General features: G+C 37.8%; 19 protein-coding genes and 1 pseudogene. 16 read left to right on the top strand and 4 right to left on the bottom strand.

The features are described 5' to 3' along the window. Positions 1 to 94 precede the first annotated feature (94 nt). The gene (locus ACWYN3_RS36345; RefSeq protein WP_456218541.1) at positions 95 to 877 is read left to right on the top strand and encodes an SDR family oxidoreductase; all 783 of its coding nucleotides are present in this window, start codon (positions 95 to 97) and stop codon (positions 875 to 877) included. Here ACWYN3_RS36345 and ACWYN3_RS36340 read toward each other — a convergent pair. After that, positions 870 to 1,523 carry a DUF6266 family protein gene (locus ACWYN3_RS36340; RefSeq protein ID WP_456218540.1) on the bottom strand — a complete coding sequence of 218 codons (654 nt, stop codon included), beginning with the start codon at positions 1,521 to 1,523 and terminating at the stop codon, positions 870 to 872. The genes ACWYN3_RS36345 and ACWYN3_RS36340 overlap by 8 nt on opposite strands. 607 nt (positions 1,524 to 2,130) lie before the next feature. Here ACWYN3_RS36340 and ACWYN3_RS36335 point away from each other — a divergent pair. From ACWYN3_RS36335 to ACWYN3_RS36325, 3 genes and pseudogenes are all read left to right on the top strand, one after another. Further along, entirely contained in the window at positions 2,131 to 2,907 is a 777-nt protein-coding gene (locus ACWYN3_RS36335; RefSeq protein ID WP_456218539.1) for an SDR family NAD(P)-dependent oxidoreductase, read from the top strand. A 280-nt stretch (positions 2,908 to 3,187) separates the two neighbouring features. Beyond that, positions 3,188 to 3,994: a phytanoyl-CoA dioxygenase family protein gene (locus ACWYN3_RS36330; RefSeq protein ID WP_456218538.1), complete on the top strand. Its 807-nt coding sequence runs from the start codon at positions 3,188 to 3,190 to the stop codon at positions 3,992 to 3,994. Positions 3,995 to 4,258: 264 nt separating this feature from the next. Further along, positions 4,259 to 5,726 (top strand): annotated as a pseudogene (locus ACWYN3_RS36325) (IS1182 family transposase). Positions 5,727 to 6,008: 282 nt separating this feature from the next. Here the strand turns inward: ACWYN3_RS36325 and ACWYN3_RS36320 are convergent. Then, positions 6,009 to 6,290: a hypothetical protein gene (locus ACWYN3_RS36320; protein ID WP_456218537.1), complete on the bottom strand. Its 282-nt coding sequence runs from the start codon at positions 6,288 to 6,290 to the stop codon at positions 6,009 to 6,011. 529 nt (positions 6,291 to 6,819) lie between these two features. On the opposite strand from ACWYN3_RS36320, the gene ACWYN3_RS36315 reads away from it, so the two are divergent. Continuing rightward, a complete protein-coding gene (locus ACWYN3_RS36315; protein ID WP_456218536.1) occupies positions 6,820 to 7,461 on the top strand; it encodes a YceH family protein in 642 nt (213 codons plus the stop codon). A 27-nt stretch (positions 7,462 to 7,488) separates the two neighbouring features. Here ACWYN3_RS36315 and ACWYN3_RS36310 read toward each other — a convergent pair whose 3' ends face one another. Beyond that, positions 7,489 to 7,866, bottom strand: coding sequence for a YybH family protein (locus ACWYN3_RS36310; RefSeq protein WP_456218535.1), 378 nt, complete (start codon positions 7,864 to 7,866; stop codon positions 7,489 to 7,491). 36 nt (positions 7,867 to 7,902) lie between these two features. Further along, entirely contained in the window at positions 7,903 to 8,538 is a 636-nt protein-coding gene (locus ACWYN3_RS36305) for a hypothetical protein (RefSeq protein ID WP_456218534.1), read from the bottom strand. Between the two features lie 147 nt (positions 8,539 to 8,685). On the opposite strand from ACWYN3_RS36305, the gene ACWYN3_RS36300 reads away from it, so the two are divergent. The 11 genes from ACWYN3_RS36300 to ACWYN3_RS36250 all read left to right on the top strand — a co-directional run bounded on the left by ACWYN3_RS36300 (position 8,686) and on the right by ACWYN3_RS36250 (position 17,645). Next, positions 8,686 to 9,948: an NAD(P)-binding domain-containing protein gene (locus ACWYN3_RS36300; protein WP_456218533.1), complete on the top strand. Its 1,263-nt coding sequence runs from the start codon at positions 8,686 to 8,688 to the stop codon at positions 9,946 to 9,948. Positions 9,949 to 9,958: 10 nt separating this feature from the next. Further along, a complete protein-coding gene (locus ACWYN3_RS36295) occupies positions 9,959 to 10,117 on the top strand; it encodes a hypothetical protein (protein WP_456218532.1) in 159 nt (52 codons plus the stop codon). Between the two features lie 47 nt (positions 10,118 to 10,164). Beyond that, a complete protein-coding gene (locus ACWYN3_RS36290; protein ID WP_456218531.1) occupies positions 10,165 to 11,121 on the top strand; it encodes a GAF domain-containing sensor histidine kinase in 957 nt (318 codons plus the stop codon). Between the two features lie 123 nt (positions 11,122 to 11,244). After that, complete coding sequence (locus ACWYN3_RS36285; protein ID WP_456218530.1) at positions 11,245 to 12,045, top strand: methyltransferase, TIGR04325 family; 801 nt, start codon at positions 11,245 to 11,247, stop codon at positions 12,043 to 12,045. Next, the gene (locus ACWYN3_RS36280) at positions 12,038 to 13,066 is read left to right on the top strand and encodes a glycosyl transferase (RefSeq protein WP_456218529.1); all 1,029 of its coding nucleotides are present in this window, start codon (positions 12,038 to 12,040) and stop codon (positions 13,064 to 13,066) included. Before ACWYN3_RS36285 ends, ACWYN3_RS36280 begins: the two co-directional genes overlap by 8 nt. 104 nt (positions 13,067 to 13,170) lie before the next feature. Beyond that, a complete protein-coding gene (locus tag ACWYN3_RS36275) occupies positions 13,171 to 13,590 on the top strand; it encodes a CHRD domain-containing protein (RefSeq protein WP_456218528.1) in 420 nt (139 codons plus the stop codon). 51 nt (positions 13,591 to 13,641) lie between these two features. Then, the gene (locus ACWYN3_RS36270) at positions 13,642 to 14,217 is read left to right on the top strand and encodes an RNA polymerase sigma factor (protein WP_456218527.1); all 576 of its coding nucleotides are present in this window, start codon (positions 13,642 to 13,644) and stop codon (positions 14,215 to 14,217) included. An 11-nt stretch (positions 14,218 to 14,228) separates the two neighbouring features. Then, positions 14,229 to 15,227, top strand: a complete 999-nt coding sequence (locus ACWYN3_RS36265) for a FecR family protein (protein ID WP_456218526.1) — start codon at positions 14,229 to 14,231, stop codon at positions 15,225 to 15,227. A gap of 158 nt (positions 15,228 to 15,385) precedes the next feature. After that, a complete protein-coding gene (locus ACWYN3_RS36260) occupies positions 15,386 to 16,147 on the top strand; it encodes a carboxypeptidase-like regulatory domain-containing protein (protein WP_456218525.1) in 762 nt (253 codons plus the stop codon). 11 nt (positions 16,148 to 16,158) lie between these two features. Then, the gene (locus ACWYN3_RS36255) at positions 16,159 to 17,136 is read left to right on the top strand and encodes a TonB-dependent receptor plug domain-containing protein (protein ID WP_456218524.1); all 978 of its coding nucleotides are present in this window, start codon (positions 16,159 to 16,161) and stop codon (positions 17,134 to 17,136) included. Next, entirely contained in the window at positions 17,133 to 17,645 is a 513-nt protein-coding gene (locus ACWYN3_RS36250; RefSeq protein ID WP_456218523.1) for a TonB-dependent receptor domain-containing protein, read from the top strand. The genes ACWYN3_RS36255 and ACWYN3_RS36250 overlap by 4 nt, the downstream gene beginning before the upstream one ends. Positions 17,646 to 17,761: the final 116 nt, after the last annotated feature.

Below are 17,761 nucleotides of genomic sequence, written 5' to 3'. Positions count from 1 at the left end.
ATCGCTGGTCTCATTTACGAGGCCGGCTTTTTTTTATTTGTACCTTTAAAGACCAAAGAATTTATTATTGATCCTTCCTTTAAAATTTGAAACAATGAACTTATCCCTTTTAAATAAAACTGCGGTGATTTGTGGAAGTACACAGGGTATTGGATTGGCTACAGCCATTATTCTAGCCCGCTTAGGCGCAAATTGCATACTGATTGCCAGAAATGAAGAGTCATTAATCAACGCTTTAAAGGAATTGCCAATAACCGAAGGACAGCAGCATGCTTATGCAGTTGCAGATTTTTCAAACCCGGCATCGGCCGATGCCGCAATACAGAAAATTGTTTCGCAACAACAGATCGAAATACTGGTAAACAACAGTGGTGGACCTAAACCAGGGCCGATTACAGCTGCATTAAGCACTGATTTTGAACAAGCATTTTCTCAGCACCTGATTTGCAATCATTTATTGGTGAACGCCGTTTTACCAGGGATGAAAAAATCAGGATACGGCAGGATTATCAATATCATTTCTACTTCTGTAAAAACACCCCTTCCAAATCTGGGTGTATCGAATACAATCAGGGCTGCTGCAGTAGCTTCATGGGCGAAAACACTGGCAAATGAAGTTGGACAATACAACATTACAGTAAATAACGTACTGCCTGGCTTAACCCATACAATACGTTATACAAATCTGCTGGATAGTCTTTCTAACACAGCAAATAAGGCTGAAGTAGAAAAGGGCTTAATTAATACTGTTCCTATGAAAAGAATAGGCACTCCGGAAGAAATCGGAAATGTAATTGCTTTTCTTGCCTCACCAGCTGCCTCGTACGTAACAGGTACAAGTATCCGGGTAGACGGAGGCAGAACCCCTTCTATTTAACAGCTTTATCCCAGGTCATTTCTCCAAGATACTGACTATCGGATATACTTTTACAGTTATCAGAGATAAAGGATAAATAGATATGTGCATTAGGCATCACAGCATCTCTGTCCAGCTTAAAAGTATACTTCCCGTCTGCCCTTCTGACTTCTGAAGTAAAAACACGTGTCTTAACTATTTTACCAGGAAAATAAGCTAATAACAATACCTGATCATCCTTACGCATTCCTTTTTCGTCTGACTGACTATCCCAGGTCACTTTTAACCCTGTGGCTATTATTTTAGCTTTCGCATTTTTAACAACCGGCATTACTCCTTTTGTAACTACTATTTTCTCAAAATCTATTTCGACATCCGGATAAACTCCTTTAATATGCTTACCATTATATTTGATAGCCATATTAGATTCATTAGAGGTCGTACCTCTGGCTTCCAGCTCAAAACCAATATTAATAAAGTCTTTAATATCTCTAAAAAAGATATTCAACTTTTTAATGCCAGTACGCGCGGTAAGCTGGTTAATGGTAGCTGGTTTATTTGAGAATCCAATACCACGTGCTATTATTTGTCCATTAAGCGGATAAATAACCATTCTTCCGATTTTCCCTGTAAAAGTGCCCAGATAGCTGTTTGTAACAATCGCCATAGTTTTTAGTTTAGGTGAATTTTTTAATATAAATACAGAACAAAAACAAGTTAATTAAAAATAATCATCATAATACATATTTATTTATTTTAATTATTTAGCAAAACAAGTTATTTATTTAAAACTCCCCTTCTACCTGTCAGGGTCTGTTTGAATAAGGGTCTCTTTCGGTGTTTAAAGGGCATTAAAGGGATATTGGAAAGGGGTTGGAAGGACCCAGGTCATTGCAAGGTCCTTCCAACGTCCTTCCAACCCCCTTCCAATGCCCTTTCAACAGCGATTCAGACTACTATTTAAACCCTGTTCTTTAGCCGAACCGTATGTATTTGCTTTCTATAAAACTTTAATCCATTTCAAAGACTTATCAACAGAAACACATCACTGACCTACAGACACTTAACATATTTATCAACAATTATTGTGAATAAGTACTGTTCTGATACCTAAATACATACTATTCAGCCTCGTAATTTATAAACTCAGCAATGTTCTTAACATCTATCCACATTAAAAACTACGTAACTAACAGCTTTTCAACAGTTAATGTGGATAAACCTGTTAAAAAGCAAAAAAAACGCTATTTTACACCGGATTATATATCGCTGTTATGAATGAATACGCTTTAATTACTGGTGCTAGTAAAGGAATAGGAAAATCTATCGCATTATCACTTGCGCGTTTGGGTTATAATTTATTACTCGTTGCCCGTTCTGAAAGCGATCTGCAGCTACTTTCAGAAAGCATCACAGAAGAATATAAAGTGAAAGTGCATTATTTCCCAGTTGATCTTTCGGCAAGTACTGCCCCCGTTGAGATTGCAAACTGGTGTAACAGTAAAACAACAGATTTATCTATACTAATCAACAACGCAGGCTATGGTTTATGGGGCAATTTTGATGAACTCAAAATCCACGAACAACTGAATATGATTAAACTAAATATAGATGCAGTGGTTGAATTGAGTTATCATTTACTACCTGTTCTAAAAAAGCAAAAGCAGGCTTACATCTTAAATGTATCAAGTACTGCTGCCTATCAGGCTATTCCCACGCTCGCACTATATGCACCAGCAAAATCATTTATCCTCTCCTACAGCAGAGCATTACGCTACGAATTAAAAGATAGTCCGGTTTCCGTAAGCTGCCTTTGTCCAGGCCCCACTGCTACAGGCTTTTCGAGTCGTGCCGGAATGGACGCATTAGCAGAACTTGCCGAAAAATTTAATATGACTTCAAAAAATGTGGCCGAAACCGGTTTAAAAGCCATGTTTAGAAAGAGAGCTGAAATCGTTCCGGGTTTCCTGAATAAGGTCTCTGTATTTGGTGCAGGCCTTCTTCCTAAGTCATTGATTGAAAGGATAACAGCTGGATTATACAAACAATAAAAAAGAAATCAGATTTATTTTCAAATAAATTTTTTAAACGGAATATTTTCCTACATTTGTAATGTATACTAATTTAGTATACATTATTACATATGAACATCAACAACCATATCTATAGCGCATACACCATGCGAATGCCCGTTTCTGAATGGGCAGGTTGTTGTTATTGTTGTTGTTGTTAAAATCTTTTTCCAAATCCTGATTTTATAAACCACAAAACCTGCTAAGCCAGCAGCAGAATTGCCATATCCAGAATTTTCAACTCTTAAACCTATCAGCCATGAACCACGCTTATACAAAATTCACCTTAGGTGAAACGCTTACTGACGAACAGAACTACTTTTTCAATAAAAATGGTTTTATACATTTTAAGAACTTTATCAAACCAGAGACGGTAAATGATATCATCAAGGCTTCTGTAAAAGTGCAGCAGGATTGGCTTACACAAGAGAAAGTCAAAGTAAACGGCATCCCCATTAAATACGGTAAAGATCTGGACGGATCAACTATTGTACAGCGTTTTGCTTTTGTAAATCAACATCATCCTCTATTTGAAGAGCTTACTCATGACCCACGTTTGGCCGTATTGTTAAATCTTATTGGCCCGGGCGCAAGATTTGGAACGGGAGAAAAAGACGGAATGGTTTTAAATCACTACGTTAACGGCCCTGAAAGTAAATTCACACAAATGGGCTGGCATACAGATGGGTTACGTGATATTTTTCATGGTCAGAAATTAAATCCGATGCTAAATGCCGGAATACACCTCAGCACATTAAAACCTGAAAATGGCGGACTAAGAGTACTGGCCGGTACACATAAACAGAGTTTATACAACTTGTTATTCCGTAAAAAGTATTTCGTAGACAATAAGGCAGATTTACAAGAGGTTGCTATTGTGCCAGAGGCTGGTGATCTGACTATACACGACGGACGTTTATGGCATCGTGTTGCTCAGTCATCCGTGACCGGAGAAGAAAGCCGCAGACGGGTAATCTATTTACCTATTATTGCTGGCAAATATGAACCTAAGCACGAGAACAGCCCTACTGCATTTTATCAGCGGTTTGCTAAACTGGTTAAATAACCTGATATGCTGATCGCTATAATTATAGGCTACCTGATCCGTTCGGGAAAAATGCCTGCCTTGCAGAGGTTTATCAAAAATCTGAATTAACCAAAAATCTCTTTAAAATAAAACCAGACAAATCCTTTAAAATAAAAAGGAGCCGAATAAATCCGAGGGCACTGAAAAAGTCCTTTAGATTTAAAGGTTAAAAAGCGAGCAGAAAAACTAAGGTTTACTGCTCGCTTTTTTTTATCTTAAAGTTCGATTTAGAAATGCTTTTAGATGTTAGCTCACCAACAAGAACTTCAGTTCAGTTCCTTTTCGAGGTTATATGACCTGATCATTCCCAAGGACAATCTGCTTCGCAAGATCAGCGAACTGATAGATTTCACCTTTATCTACGAAGAACTGCTGGACAAATACTGTTCAAATAATGGGCGTATGGCGGAAAGTCCCGTGCGCATGTTCAAATACCTGTTGTTGAAAACAATCTATACTGTTTCGGACGTTGATGTGGTTGAGCGCTCGCGCTACGATATGTCCTTCAAATATTTCCTTGACATGGCTCCTGAGGATGAAGTTATCAATTCCAGTTCATTGACTAAGTTCCGAAAGCTCCGTTTGAAGGATACAGATACAGATTTATTGAACCTGCTGATCGGAAAAACGGTCGCTATAGCCCTTGAAAAGGGTATTATTAAGTCCAGATCTATTATTGTTGATGCTACCCATTCTCTGTCCAGATCAAATCCATATTCCGTAGTTGAGGTGCTGAGAGAACGCTCAAAGTTGTTGCGAAAAGCGGTTTACAGTATAGATGAAGAGATGAAAGAGCGCATGCCGAAAAAGAACGATTCGGCTGAGCTGGAAAAGGAATTGGCTTACTGTAAGGAGCTTGAAAAGCTTATTGAATCAGATCATACATTAAGTTCAATTCCAGCGATCAAAGAGAAGTTAAATCTATTGAAAGAGACTGTGGAAGATACACAGGAAAACTATACGCTCTCTAAAGATACGGATGCCAGAACCGGTCATAAATCAGCTGACAGCAAATTCTTTGGCTACAAGACCCACCTGGCCATGACAGAGGAACGCATCATTACAGCTGCAGTGGTCACCTCACCTCTGGTGAAAAAGGTGATGGCCCTGAACTGCCAATGCTATTGGAAATAAGTCAGGATAATGGAATCGAGGTAGATACGATAATCGGTGATTCAGCTTATTCCGGTAAGGAAAACCTTATACTGAAAGACAACGACGATCAGAACATAAAGATAGTAGCAAAGCTGAACCCTTCAATAACCCAGGGGTTTAGAAAGGAAGAAGACAAGTTCGATTATAATAAAGATGCTGATATGTTTGTATGTCCCGCCGGACACATGGCCATCCGAAAAGCGCGGCAGGGGAAGAAGAATATTGGTCAAAATCAATCGTACACTTACTATTTTGACGTTGAAAAATGTAAGACCTGTCCATTAAAACAGGGGTGTTATAAACCTGGAGCTAAGGCAAAAACTTATGCAGTAACTATAAAATCAACCATACATCAGGAGCAACAAGCTTTCCAGCAAACAGATTACTTTAAAGAAAAGGCCAAACATCGATATAAAATCGAAGCGAAAAATAGTGATTAAAAAATGTACATGGTTATGGACGGGCGACATCCTATGGCATTACAAATATGCAGATGCAGGGAGCAATCGCCATATTCACTGTTAATTTAAAGAGAATCATCAAATTAACCACCTAAGTCTGTAAAACCGAAAGGAAACGGGCTATCAGACCAGTTATCGCCCTTTTTTAGCGCCAGTTCATCCGCAGGTATTACTCACGATTCCATAGCCAATAAAAAAAGCGATTAAGTAAAAATCATGTTTTACTTAATCGCTTTAGAATGTTACCCATTAAAGAGGAACTTTTTCAGTGCCCTCATAAATCCGGCTCCCCATTTATTGTTAAACAATTGGTGATGTCTATTGAACTACTACACCGTCTTTGTTAATTTTAATGAAAGCTTTTTCAGTACCTTTCGCTACGTTAACAATGTAGTATTGCGATTTGTCAGCCGCAGTTGCAAGGAATGCTTCTGTAGCTTTCCAGTCTTTGTAAGCATCTCTGCTTTTAAAGTTGTAATCACTGGAGCTGGAAGTTCTTCCAATTTAACAGGCACTTTTTGAGTACTATCTTGCTGTACTTTTTGAGTACTATCCATTCTCATAGTAATTGCTAATGGAGCTTTAATTTCTGCTGCTTTTACTGTAGATATACCTGTAATTGCTAATAATGCTGCTGCTGTTAAAATGATACTTTTCATAATGATTCGTTTAAAGTTTTGAAATCTATTTATATTTAATTTCGCTACTGGTGTGTCTGATTCAGTTATTTAATCTGAATAGTATTGTTTCATAATGGTGCCAAAACCAGACGCATAATTCAACATACTGAAAATCAATATAATAATAAATATCAAGGAAAAATTTTGTGTGGAATAACGCTACAATATGATGAAACAGGTAACAAAGAAAAATGCTGACATCCATCAGCATTTTTTTTAACTACCTATTTATAAGCCGAAGCCTATCTCTTTCGCAGCTATTCAGCTGCATATTTTAAATGTTAAGATCTATTAAGCAGCTTAATAGCATATATTAAAATCAGGAGTGATAATTCAAAAAAAGAGAGCGAATTAAAACTATATCAGCATTTTACACCGATTACAATTCTAAGATAGAACTTTTCAGCAAAAAAGATAAACAAACACATTTTTGTTACAAAAATGATTTAGCTATATAAAACCATGAACAAGGTTTCTTGTCTTGTAGCAAATCTTCTATATTTATTACATGGAAAATGATCAGCCCTTAATTTCACTAAATGCAGCAGAACAGCGTATTGTAGGTGTCCTTCTTGAAAAAAGCAGAACTACCCCAGACTATTATCCCATGACTATTTCTGCACTGACCACTGCATGTAACCAGAAAACATCGAGGAACCCTATTGTAAATTATGACGAAGAAACTGTTACACTTACACTGAATGCTTTAAAAATCAAAGGATTGACCAGCACAGCTATGGGTGGAAGCAGCAGGAGTACAAAATACAAACACAATCTTGCTATTGTTTATCCACTGATCCCTGCTGAGCTGGCTGTAATCTGTCTGCTACTTTTACGGGGACCTTTAACACCTGGCGAGATCAATAGTAATTCTGCAAGATTATACGAGTTTGAAACTATAGAAGAGATACAGGAAATTCTGCATAAGCTAGCCTCTGAGCACCCGGTCTATGTAAAACACCTGCCTAAAAAACCCGGACAAAAAGAAGCAAGGTATAAACATCTGTTTGGAGGTAATACGGAAGAAGAAGAAACTCCTGAACCTGAAATCAGTCAGCAACATTTGCCAGATCTGGAGAACAGAATTATCAAATTAGAACAGGAACTGGAAGAAGTTAAAGAAATGCTAAACCTCTTAATGAGTCAATAATGATTAAGAGCTTGTTCAGACAAGCTCTTAATCCAATGAAACAAAAAGTTCAGACTGTGTTAACCACTTCCCTTTAATTTTGCGCCACATAGCAGAATAATTACCTCTGAACTTTTCTGTTTTATAATTCCATTCGCCCGTTTCCCAGGCAAGTACCCCACTATCGCCAATAGTAATGACACCAGGGATCCGTTCAAAAACAGGCGGATTAGCCTCAAACATCTCCTGAAAGACTTCCAGCAATAGTTTTTTTCCTGCATACTGTCCGCCTTCTCCAGAAATAACAATAATATCATCCATCCAGTATTGTGCAACACCAGCTGCATCTGCTTTAAGAATAGCTGCATTCGAGTTTTCACGGGATGCCCGGATAATATCGGTCTCGTTTTTCTTTTGACTCATCATTTGTTAGGCTTTGTAATTAATCCTTCAAATTTCTTATTAATCTCTCAGAATTTTGTTCAGATAAACAGTAAATGTACCAGCTACGCTTACTTTTTTCGAGCCACGGATCGTACCATTAATTAGAGGATAACCCTCATGAGGTTCTTTCCCCTTCTCAGATTCTGGATTGGGATCATATGCCGCATTAAAACGAAATGTTCCTGTAACCTTCACATAGCTTTTCAGCTCAGTAATCTCACTCAAAGTAAGCGATACATTACTATTTGCCCCTTCACTGGTTGTATCAAAAAAAGTCCAATACAATGTTGTGCTATAGGTTTTCGTCTGCGTATCATTCTCTATCACATAGGAACCAAATTGTCCTTTTTGCTCAATTCCGGTCTGTAATGTTACTGGCATTACAATAAAAGCTTTATACGAAGTACCATCTTTTCCTTTTACTGTTCCTCCAATTGTGATCGGGCCAACACTGGTTTTAGTAAACTTCAAAAACCCAAGCGATACATCCTCCTCTCCGGAGGCTTTGATATTTTTGTTTTCATCACCCGCTACTACTGCGGTCATTGAATTAACAATTTTGTTATTCTGCGCCATAGGAGCCTGCGCGCTGCTATTTTCGGTAATATTCATTAAACCTATAAAAAGGATACCGTAAAGAAATTGACGTGCCATAATTTTACAAATAAGGCACAAGTATAAGCAATTAAAGAAAGAAGATCATTCCCCAAACAAGTCTATATTGAAAGTGTTACGATAAAAATGACGATAATCATTCCTTTTCCCATAGAATTTCGCTTATTTGCCACATATAATATTGAGATGGATATAGGAATTATTGGATTGGGAGACATGGGCAAACTTTATGCAAAGCATTTTGCTAAAGCGGGTCACAAAGTTTGCGGTGCAGATTTACCGGCTTTCCGGGAAAAACTTGAAGAAGAATTAGCTCCATTGGGTATAGAAATATTAGCTGATGGAAATGCGGTATCCCGAAGATGCGACGTGATATTTTATGCAGTTGAAGCTGAAAAAATAGCCGAAGTAGTAGCCCTTTATGGTGCTGCAACTAAATACGGTGCTATTGTGGCAGGACAAACCTCTGTAAAACATCCTGAAATCGAAGCTTTTGAAAAATACCTTCCTAAGGATATCAATATTATCACCTGCCACTCTCTGCATGGCCCGGGTTTTGATCCCAAAGGACAAACATTAATTGTGATTCCTCATCGCTGTGATGAGGCGGCATATACACGCATGACTGATCTGCTTGCTATTTTAGGCTCTGACATGGTAGAAATGAAAGACTATCATGAGCATGATAAAATCGTTGCCGATACACAGGCTGTAACCCATATGGGTTTTGAAAGTATGGGTACAGCATGGAAAGAAGCTGGATTTTTTCCATGGGAGAACCCATCTTATCTTGGCGGAATCGACAATGTAAAAATATTGACGATGCTGCGGATTTTTAGTTACAAATCACACATCTATGCTGGCCTTGCAATTATGAACCCTTATGCACGCCAGCAAATCAAACGTTATGCGCAGTCAGAATCTGAGCTTTTCAAGCTGATGATTATGGAAAAAGAAACAGAGTTCCGAGACCGTATTAAAAAGGTTAAGAATTTTCTTTTTCCGGATGACAAACAGTTTCTGTTGCTTGATAACCAGATCATGAAAGAATTCTCCTTATCTGGCACTGGTGCACCTCATACTCCAAATTCACATTTAAGTTTGCTCAGCATGGCTGATGCCTGGTATCATCTGCAAATAAATCCTTATGATAACCTGATCTGTCAAACCCCTCCCTTTCGTTTACGCCTGGGAATTGTGGAGTATTTATTCAGAAATGAAGAGTTACTGGAAGAATCTATTATGGCTGCGATCTATGACAAACAGATTCGTGCAGATGATCTGGAATTTCACTCTTCGGTAAGAGAATGGTCATCTATAATCGGTTACGGAGATATTAGTGGTTATAAACAGCACTTTGATCAAACTAAAGATTTTTTCAATGACAGACTGGAACAGGGCAGAAAACAAAGTGCAGAGCTAATAAGCAGACTAAACCGAAACTCATAATCAGTCTTATATGCAATCATCCCGTCCCCCTATACCCGCAGATGAGCTGGAGCGAATATTCAGTTTGGCAGAGTTTGATATTGACTACTCCTGCATGGAGAATAATTTCAAAGATCTGGCTCATTTAGCAGCAAAAATTGCTGGTACAGAAATATCCTGGTTAATCTGATTGACTCATTTACACAGTGGACTTATTCGAGTTATGGAGCCGATGAGGTGACACAATTGCCTAGAGAGGACTCCGTTTGTCAATATACGATATCCGGTGATGAGTATTTTGAGGTCCCTGATTTATCAGCGGATGATCGGTTTAAAGAAAAATCATATGTAAGCGGCCCACCCAATTTGCGCTATTATTTCGGTGTTCCTTTAACCACTGCGGATGGGATACATATTGGTTCACTATGTGTTCTGGATAAAAACCTGAGGGAGCAAAGTCCGGAAAAAATAGAGCTGCTTAAAATTGTGGCTGATGAGGTAGTTAACAGACTGAAAGCCTTAAAGGCTATTGACGGACTGAAATATAAACTGGATAAAGTTAGAGAGACTCAGAAAAAAGTGGCCCATGATATTCGAGGCCCAATTGCTGGTATTGTTGGACTCGCTGCAATCATTGAAGAGCAGGGAAATCACAATAACCTGGATGAGGTTCTGGAGGATATTGCTATGATTCATAAAAGCGGCAGATCTGTACTTGAGCTTGCGGATGAAATCCTGACTGAAGGAAAGGTGCATCCTTTAAAAGCCGATGAATTTAACCTGTTGATATTTAAAGAAAAACTGGAGCGGTTATACCTGCCTCAGTCCATGAATAAAAACATCAACTTTCAGATTAATATCAATGAAAAGAATGAACACATTCCTTTTATCAAGAATAAACTGTTACAGATTACTGGAAACCTGATCTCAAATGCGATAAAATTTACACCGCAGAACGGGAAGGTAACTGTAAATCTGGATCTGGAAGTAGATGTTGGTCAGTATAAACTGATCATCAGGGTTGAAGACTCGGGAGTGGGTATGGACGAGGTCGCTATTGCCTGTATCATGGAAGGAAAAACTTCTTCAACAAAGGGTACTGTCGGTGAAAAAGGATATGGATTTGGCCTTTCCCTGGTCAAACATCTGGTCAATAGTTTGCATGGAAATTTCAATATATCCATTCAAAAATAGGAAGCGGCACCAGCTTCGAGATTACACTGGTACAAGTCATGCATTAAATTTCTTAAAAGCCTTATAGGACTTTTTGAATAATCGGTTGTCATGTAAATGAAAATCGATTATTCAGAGCTTATAATGTTTAAACTATTTACCTCAAAATCCAGAAAGTCTCCATATGGCTGGTTTGGAAATTATACCAACTGGGACGATCTAATTGAATCTGTCGATGGTTACAGCTCAGTCAATATACTGGGTAAAACCAAAGATGCATTATTACAGGTGAAAAATGGCACTGCTGTTTACGAACGTGATTCAGTTTTGTTTGATAAAATAGTACATCCTTTCCCCCTGTTAACTTGTTTATTTCGCAGTGCGGCTTTACTGAAAAGACCGCTGCATATCCTCGACTTTGGAGGATCATTAGGAAGCACCTATTTTCAAACTAAAAATCTTCTGGGAAAAGATATCTGCGCCAGCTGGAATATTGTTGAACAAGAACATTATGTAGCGGCAGGAAAAGAATATTTTGAGGATGATCATTTAAAATTCTTCCCATCTATTGAATCCTGTCTGCAAGTTCAAAAAATAGATTTAATCTTGCTTTCTGGTTCTGTGCAGTATTTACCTGAACCTCATCTTCTCCTTGAGCAATTAGCCGGTTACAACTTTGATTTTATTGTTTTTGACCGCACTGCTTTTCATCATGGCAAAAAAGACAGGTTAACCTTACAAATAGTACCTCCTGAAATTTATAAAGCAGCTTACCCTTCCTGGTTTTTCCATGAAGAATCATTTTTAAATCACTTCACATCCGGTTACACCGTTATCTGCGACTTCACTTCTTATGTAGAAGGTGAATCGCTGATGGATATTGATCACGAGCCAGTGGGCTATGATAAAGGATTTTACTTAGTTAATACATCAAAATATGCTTAAATTCTGCACACTATTCAATACGACTTACCTTTCCCGCGGACTAGCAATGTATAATTCACTAGAACAGCATAGTGAAAGTTTTCACTTGTATATTTTTGCTTTTGACACAAACTGCTATGATCTGCTTACTAAAATGGCTTTGAAGCATGCAAGTATTATCAGCCTGACCGCATTTGAAAATGACAGGCTCCTAGCCATAAAAAATGACCGCACGGCCGGAGAATATTGCTGGACCTGTGCGTCTTCTACGATTAAGTATTGTTTAGAGAAATATGAGCTGGATCATTGCACCTATATTGATGCTGATCTGTTATTCTTTAGTGACCCTGCCTGTTTACTAGCAGAAATGGGTGAAAAATCTGTGTTAATTACTGAACACAGATATACACCCCGCTATGATCAATCGTTAACAAGTGGCATTTACTGTGTACAGTTTATGACGTTTAAGAACACCACAGCGGGAATGGAAGTACTAAACTGGTGGGTTGATGCTTGTATAGAATGGTGTTTTAACCGCTTTGAAGATAACAAGTTTGGTGATCAGAAATATCTTGATGACTGGACTACACGCTTTGATACTGTCCATGTACTAAAAAATCATGGTGGCGGCGTCGCTCCATGGAACGTACAACAATATACTTTTAAAAATAATGCACACCACATTCAGGGTAAAGAGACGGCGGCTGAGAATTCTTTTGAACTTGTTTTTTATCATTTCCATGATTTTCAGTATATCAAAGGTAATACTTACCGCTTATCTGCCCCTGCTTATCATTTAGATCGTCAAGTAATCAAGCAAATTTACAAACCATATACCAAAGCACTTTCGGTAGCGGAAGCCGAAATATATGCAGTAAATGCAGAGATATCATCTCATGAATTATCAGAAAACAACAGTGGGATCAACCAGGTTATTGGTAGAGCTGTTCTTTTCTTCTTAATGGGATATTATAAAAATTTTTACACGAAACGCTCAATGGAATATGGTTTTCTAAGTATGAAAACTTTTAGACTTAATTAAGAGAGAATTAGTATTTTAGCCTTCTGTATCAAATGAAATGAAGAAGGTGAGAGAAAACAAGCTTATACGCGGCTTTAGGAAAGGTTTTATTTTTAATAGTTTTTGTGCTTTTATCGTGTAAGAAAAATTCATCAACAGAAGAAACCAGGATTAATCCACCAGTAAGAGCTTATATCATTACAGCCAGGATTGATAAAAAGGGAACAAATACAAATGCTGAAGGTACGGGTGTTTTAAGCGGTTCATACGATGAGGGTTCAAAACAATTATCGTATACACTCAGTTTTAAGAACATTGCACCTACTTTAATTACCATCAGAAGTGGTATTAAAGGGTCAGTCGGAGAACTGGTCAAAGAGGTTTACAAAAGCAAAGGACAGATTTCAACACTCGAAATTAGTGGAGGATTCACTTTAACGCCTTTACAGGAACGTAATTTACTGAAAGGATTATGGTTTGTAGCCATGAACACGGTCTCTGCCTCTCCTGATATTTCCGGAGTACTGACCTTAAAACAAAAATAGTAAACGGATGAGCGAAGAACAAAAAACTCTCTTCCGTATGAAGAACAGGAATTGATAGCTGCGGTAAAAAAGCAAGACCGGAAAGCTTTCGAAAAACTGTATAAACAATACTACAGACAACTGTTTGCACTGGCATATCGTTATGTTGGCCAGCCTCCAGTTGCTGAAGAAATTGTGCATGATGTGTTTTTAACAATCTGGAAAATGGCTGAACGGCTTACTGTTCAGTCTTCGATAAAAAGTTATCTGTCCAGAGCTGTGATAAACTCATCACTCAATTTTATAAAAAAAAAAGAAAAGATTGAACATGGAAAGCAAAGTGCCTACATGGTGGTCGAAAGCGATGACGAGACTGAAAATGAGCTGAACAGGAGAAAAGAATCTTTACTGAACAGTCTTGAAAATGCACTGGCTATTTTGCCGCCAAAATGCAGGGAAGTGATGTATTTAAGCCGTTTTGGAAAATTGAAACAACAGGAAATTGCAACGCAGATGAATATATCTATTAAAACAGTAAAAAAAAATCATCTGACCTACGGTTTCCAGAAATTGAGAGAACAATTGGAAAAACAGCAGCAAAATTTGTTATTGCTACTGCTGATACTACATAAATATTGGAGCCAATAAAGAAGCATACCATGAAAGCATTTGAAACTAATGAACAGTTTATTTATTCACTCATCATTGATGACCTCGATGATACGATCAGCCCTGCGCATAAAATTCTCCTGCAAAATTGGAGAGCAGCAAGTGAGCAGAATGAAAAAACATACCAGGAATTTGTTCAGGTTGAACAAAATATTAGTCAATTATATAACGATCAGCCTTATACTGTTCAGTCTTCCTGGGAGACGCTGGATCAAAAGATCGATCAGATTGAAGGTAAATGGTTACAAAGAGAGAGAGACAATCATACCAGGATCTGGTACAGTATTGCAGCTTCGGTTCTTTTAGTAGTTTCTTTAGGTTATTATTTCATCAATAAGACCTCTTATACAGTAGTTAGCAATGAACAAAAAAATGCAGCTATAAAAAACATTACCCTTCCTGATGGCACACTGGTACAGCTTAACGGAGGGACAACCATAAAATACGCTGCCCGCAGCTTCAAAACAAATAGAAAACTTCAACTACTAAACGGTGAGGTTTTTGTTAAGGTTGTACATGAGCAAAAACATCCTTTCCTGGTAGATCTTGGCGATGTACATGCGCTGGATCTGGGTACAAGTTTCAACATTATTAAACGCAACCGTGATATCACATTGACTGTTGCAGATGGTGAAGTTGCTTTACAACAGCATTTAGCGTCTAAATCAATCCGGCTGACGGCTGGAACTACCGGCCGTTACTTCTCGGCAACAGGCAGAATTACCGCTGAAAAGAATACTGACCTCAATTATAAATCATGGTTAGACAAAGACTTTGTATTTACAGAAACACCTTTATTTGAGGTGGTTAATCAATTAAATAAAGTATATAAAACGTCTATCATCATTGATGGTGATAAATTAGAAACCCGGAAGCTAACTGCACATCTGCATTACCAAACGCCTGACAGCGCTTTAAAAGTCATTACAGCAACTTTGCAGTGTAAAATGACTCATGAAGAAGGAAACTATATTTTAGCCGAGAAATAAGTGAATAAATTTTTTTCGCGTTGCTCCTTTTTGTATGCTTTTTGCAAACCGGTAAACTTTACGCCCAAAAAAAAACAGTTCTTGAACAACAAATAAGCCTTGATCTGAAAGCTGACTCTTTAATTAAGGTACTCTACAGATTACAGCACAGTAATCAGGTGATTTTTTCTTTTGACCCCGATTTACTCAGAACTTATCAAACACCCGCCCTTCAATTTGTCAATACACCAATGGCAGCAGTATTAAAGAAAATCTTTAAGGGAACACCTTTAACCTTCGCGCTTATTGGAAATAATATCGTGATTACAAGGTCGAAACCTGCTGTCTGGGTCATTCACGGTCATGTGCGTAATACAGAAGATGGCGAAGACCTGGTTGGTGCTACAGTATATATTCCAGAACTTAAAACAGGTGTAACTACAAACCAATATGGTTTTTATTCACTCAGTGTTCCTGCCGGGACTTATGATGTTTTGATCTCAAGCGTTGGTTATGAAACCCAGCAAAAAAACATCTATTTCAATCAGAATATGGAGATGGAAACAGAGTTAACCCCACAAACGAAATTACTGCATGAAATAGAGGTCAAACAACCGCTGACCCCAAATCCGCTGTTGCAGAATGAGCAGAATTTCAGTCCTAAAGCATTGGATAAGATTTCTTATTATGCAGGTGAAACAGATGTAATAAAGGCACTGCAAATGCAGAATGGGATAAAAGCAATTTCTGAAGGAAGCTCAGGGTTGTTCATCAGGGGTGGAAATTCTGATCAGAATCTAATTCTACTGGATGAAGCAGTGGTTTATAACCCTTCACATTTGTATGGGCTGGTGTCGGTGTTCAATCCTGATGCGATTAATAATATACAAATATACAAAGATTATATGCCGGCTAATTTGGTGGAAGACTTTCTTCAGTAATCGTTAACCGGATGGCAGAAGGGAATAATAAAGAATTTCATCTCAATGGAGGAATCAGTATGATGTCTGCCAGGATTTCTGCTGAAGGCCCTATTGTAAAAGATAAAGGTTCGTTTATCATCGCATTCAGAAGAAGTTTACTGGATGTTTTCAGGAATAAGTTTAAGCTGTTTAACCCGAATTCTATTTATTATGATGTAAATGCCAAGGCCAATTACAAGCTTAACAAAAACAATAGTGTGTATTACTCCGTATATGCCGGTCAGGATCGGTTGCTCTCAGAAAATTCATTTCGCAATGACTGGGGAAACCTGACTTCGACCTTACGCTGGAATCATATTTTTAATTCCAGATTGTTTTTGAATACATCTGCCATTTATAGCAATTATAGTAACCTGCTGGATTTGAATTCGGATACATTGTCGCAAAAAAGTCAGTGGAGTACAGGTGTAAAAGACATCACCATTAAAGCCGATTATACTTTTTATAGCAGTCCTGTGAATCTGATCAAATTTGGGTTATCAAGCACCTATCATCAATTTACTCCAGGACAGACAAAAAACAAAGCAAACAATGAATTTAATATTGCAAAAGATAAGTCTATAGAATCTGCCATTTATTTCAATCAGGAATTTTCTTTTGGTAATTCTTTTGAATTGAATTATGGCCTGCGTATTGGAATGTTCCAAAATGCACAGGAACGTCTTGATATTTTTGATCCGCAGGGAAACAGGATTAAAAAAAATGATTATAAAACATTTATCAATCCTGAGCCAAGAATCAATGTGAGTTATTTATTAAATGATAAACAACGGCTTTTTATTACTTATAACCGCAATTTCCAGTATTTACAATTAGTACAAAACAGTACGCTGGCATTCTCTTCTCTTGAACCCTGGGTTCCTGCATCGGGAACAATTGCACCTCAGCATTCAGATCTGTTTTCGGCAGGATACCGTTATTCACCCAGCGGTATACTTTTTCAATGAATGCTTATTATAAAAAATTAAACAATCAGCTGGACCTGATTGGGCATGCGCAGATTATTCAGAATCCGGATATCAGGAATCAGCTTAAAGCAGGAAAATCTGATGTTTACGGTATTGAGATGGAAATTAACAAAACCGAAGGTAAATTTACTGGTAGTCTGGCTTATACTTATTCGAGGGCTTTTCGTACTATTCAGGGAATAAATGACGGCAATCGTTTTGCTGCTAATTATGATATTCCGCACGAGTTAAAACTGAGTGCCTCTTATGTTTTCAATAAACAGTTCTCTGTTCAGACTTTTTTTACTTATGCTACAGGAAGACCATTAACACTGCCAGTAGGCTATTATCAACATGACGGTATAAATATTCCTATCTTTGAAGGGAGAAATACTTCCCGTTTCCCTGATTACAGCAGGTGGGATATTTCAGGTCAATATCATTTAGAAACTCCTTTATCCAGAAAAAGATCGTTATCGAGCGAGCACTATTTCTGTTGGAATATATAACTTATATAATAGAAAGAACCCATTATACTATCATTTGAATACAGGCCCTCAGTCTGTTCAGACAAGCTCACTAGAGTATGCTTTTGGTTTTTTTCCGTGGGTTGCTTATAGTTTTA

This window comes from Pedobacter sp. NJ-S-72, assembly GCF_053890575.1.
This window is presented reverse-complemented; position numbering and strand designations above follow the sequence as displayed.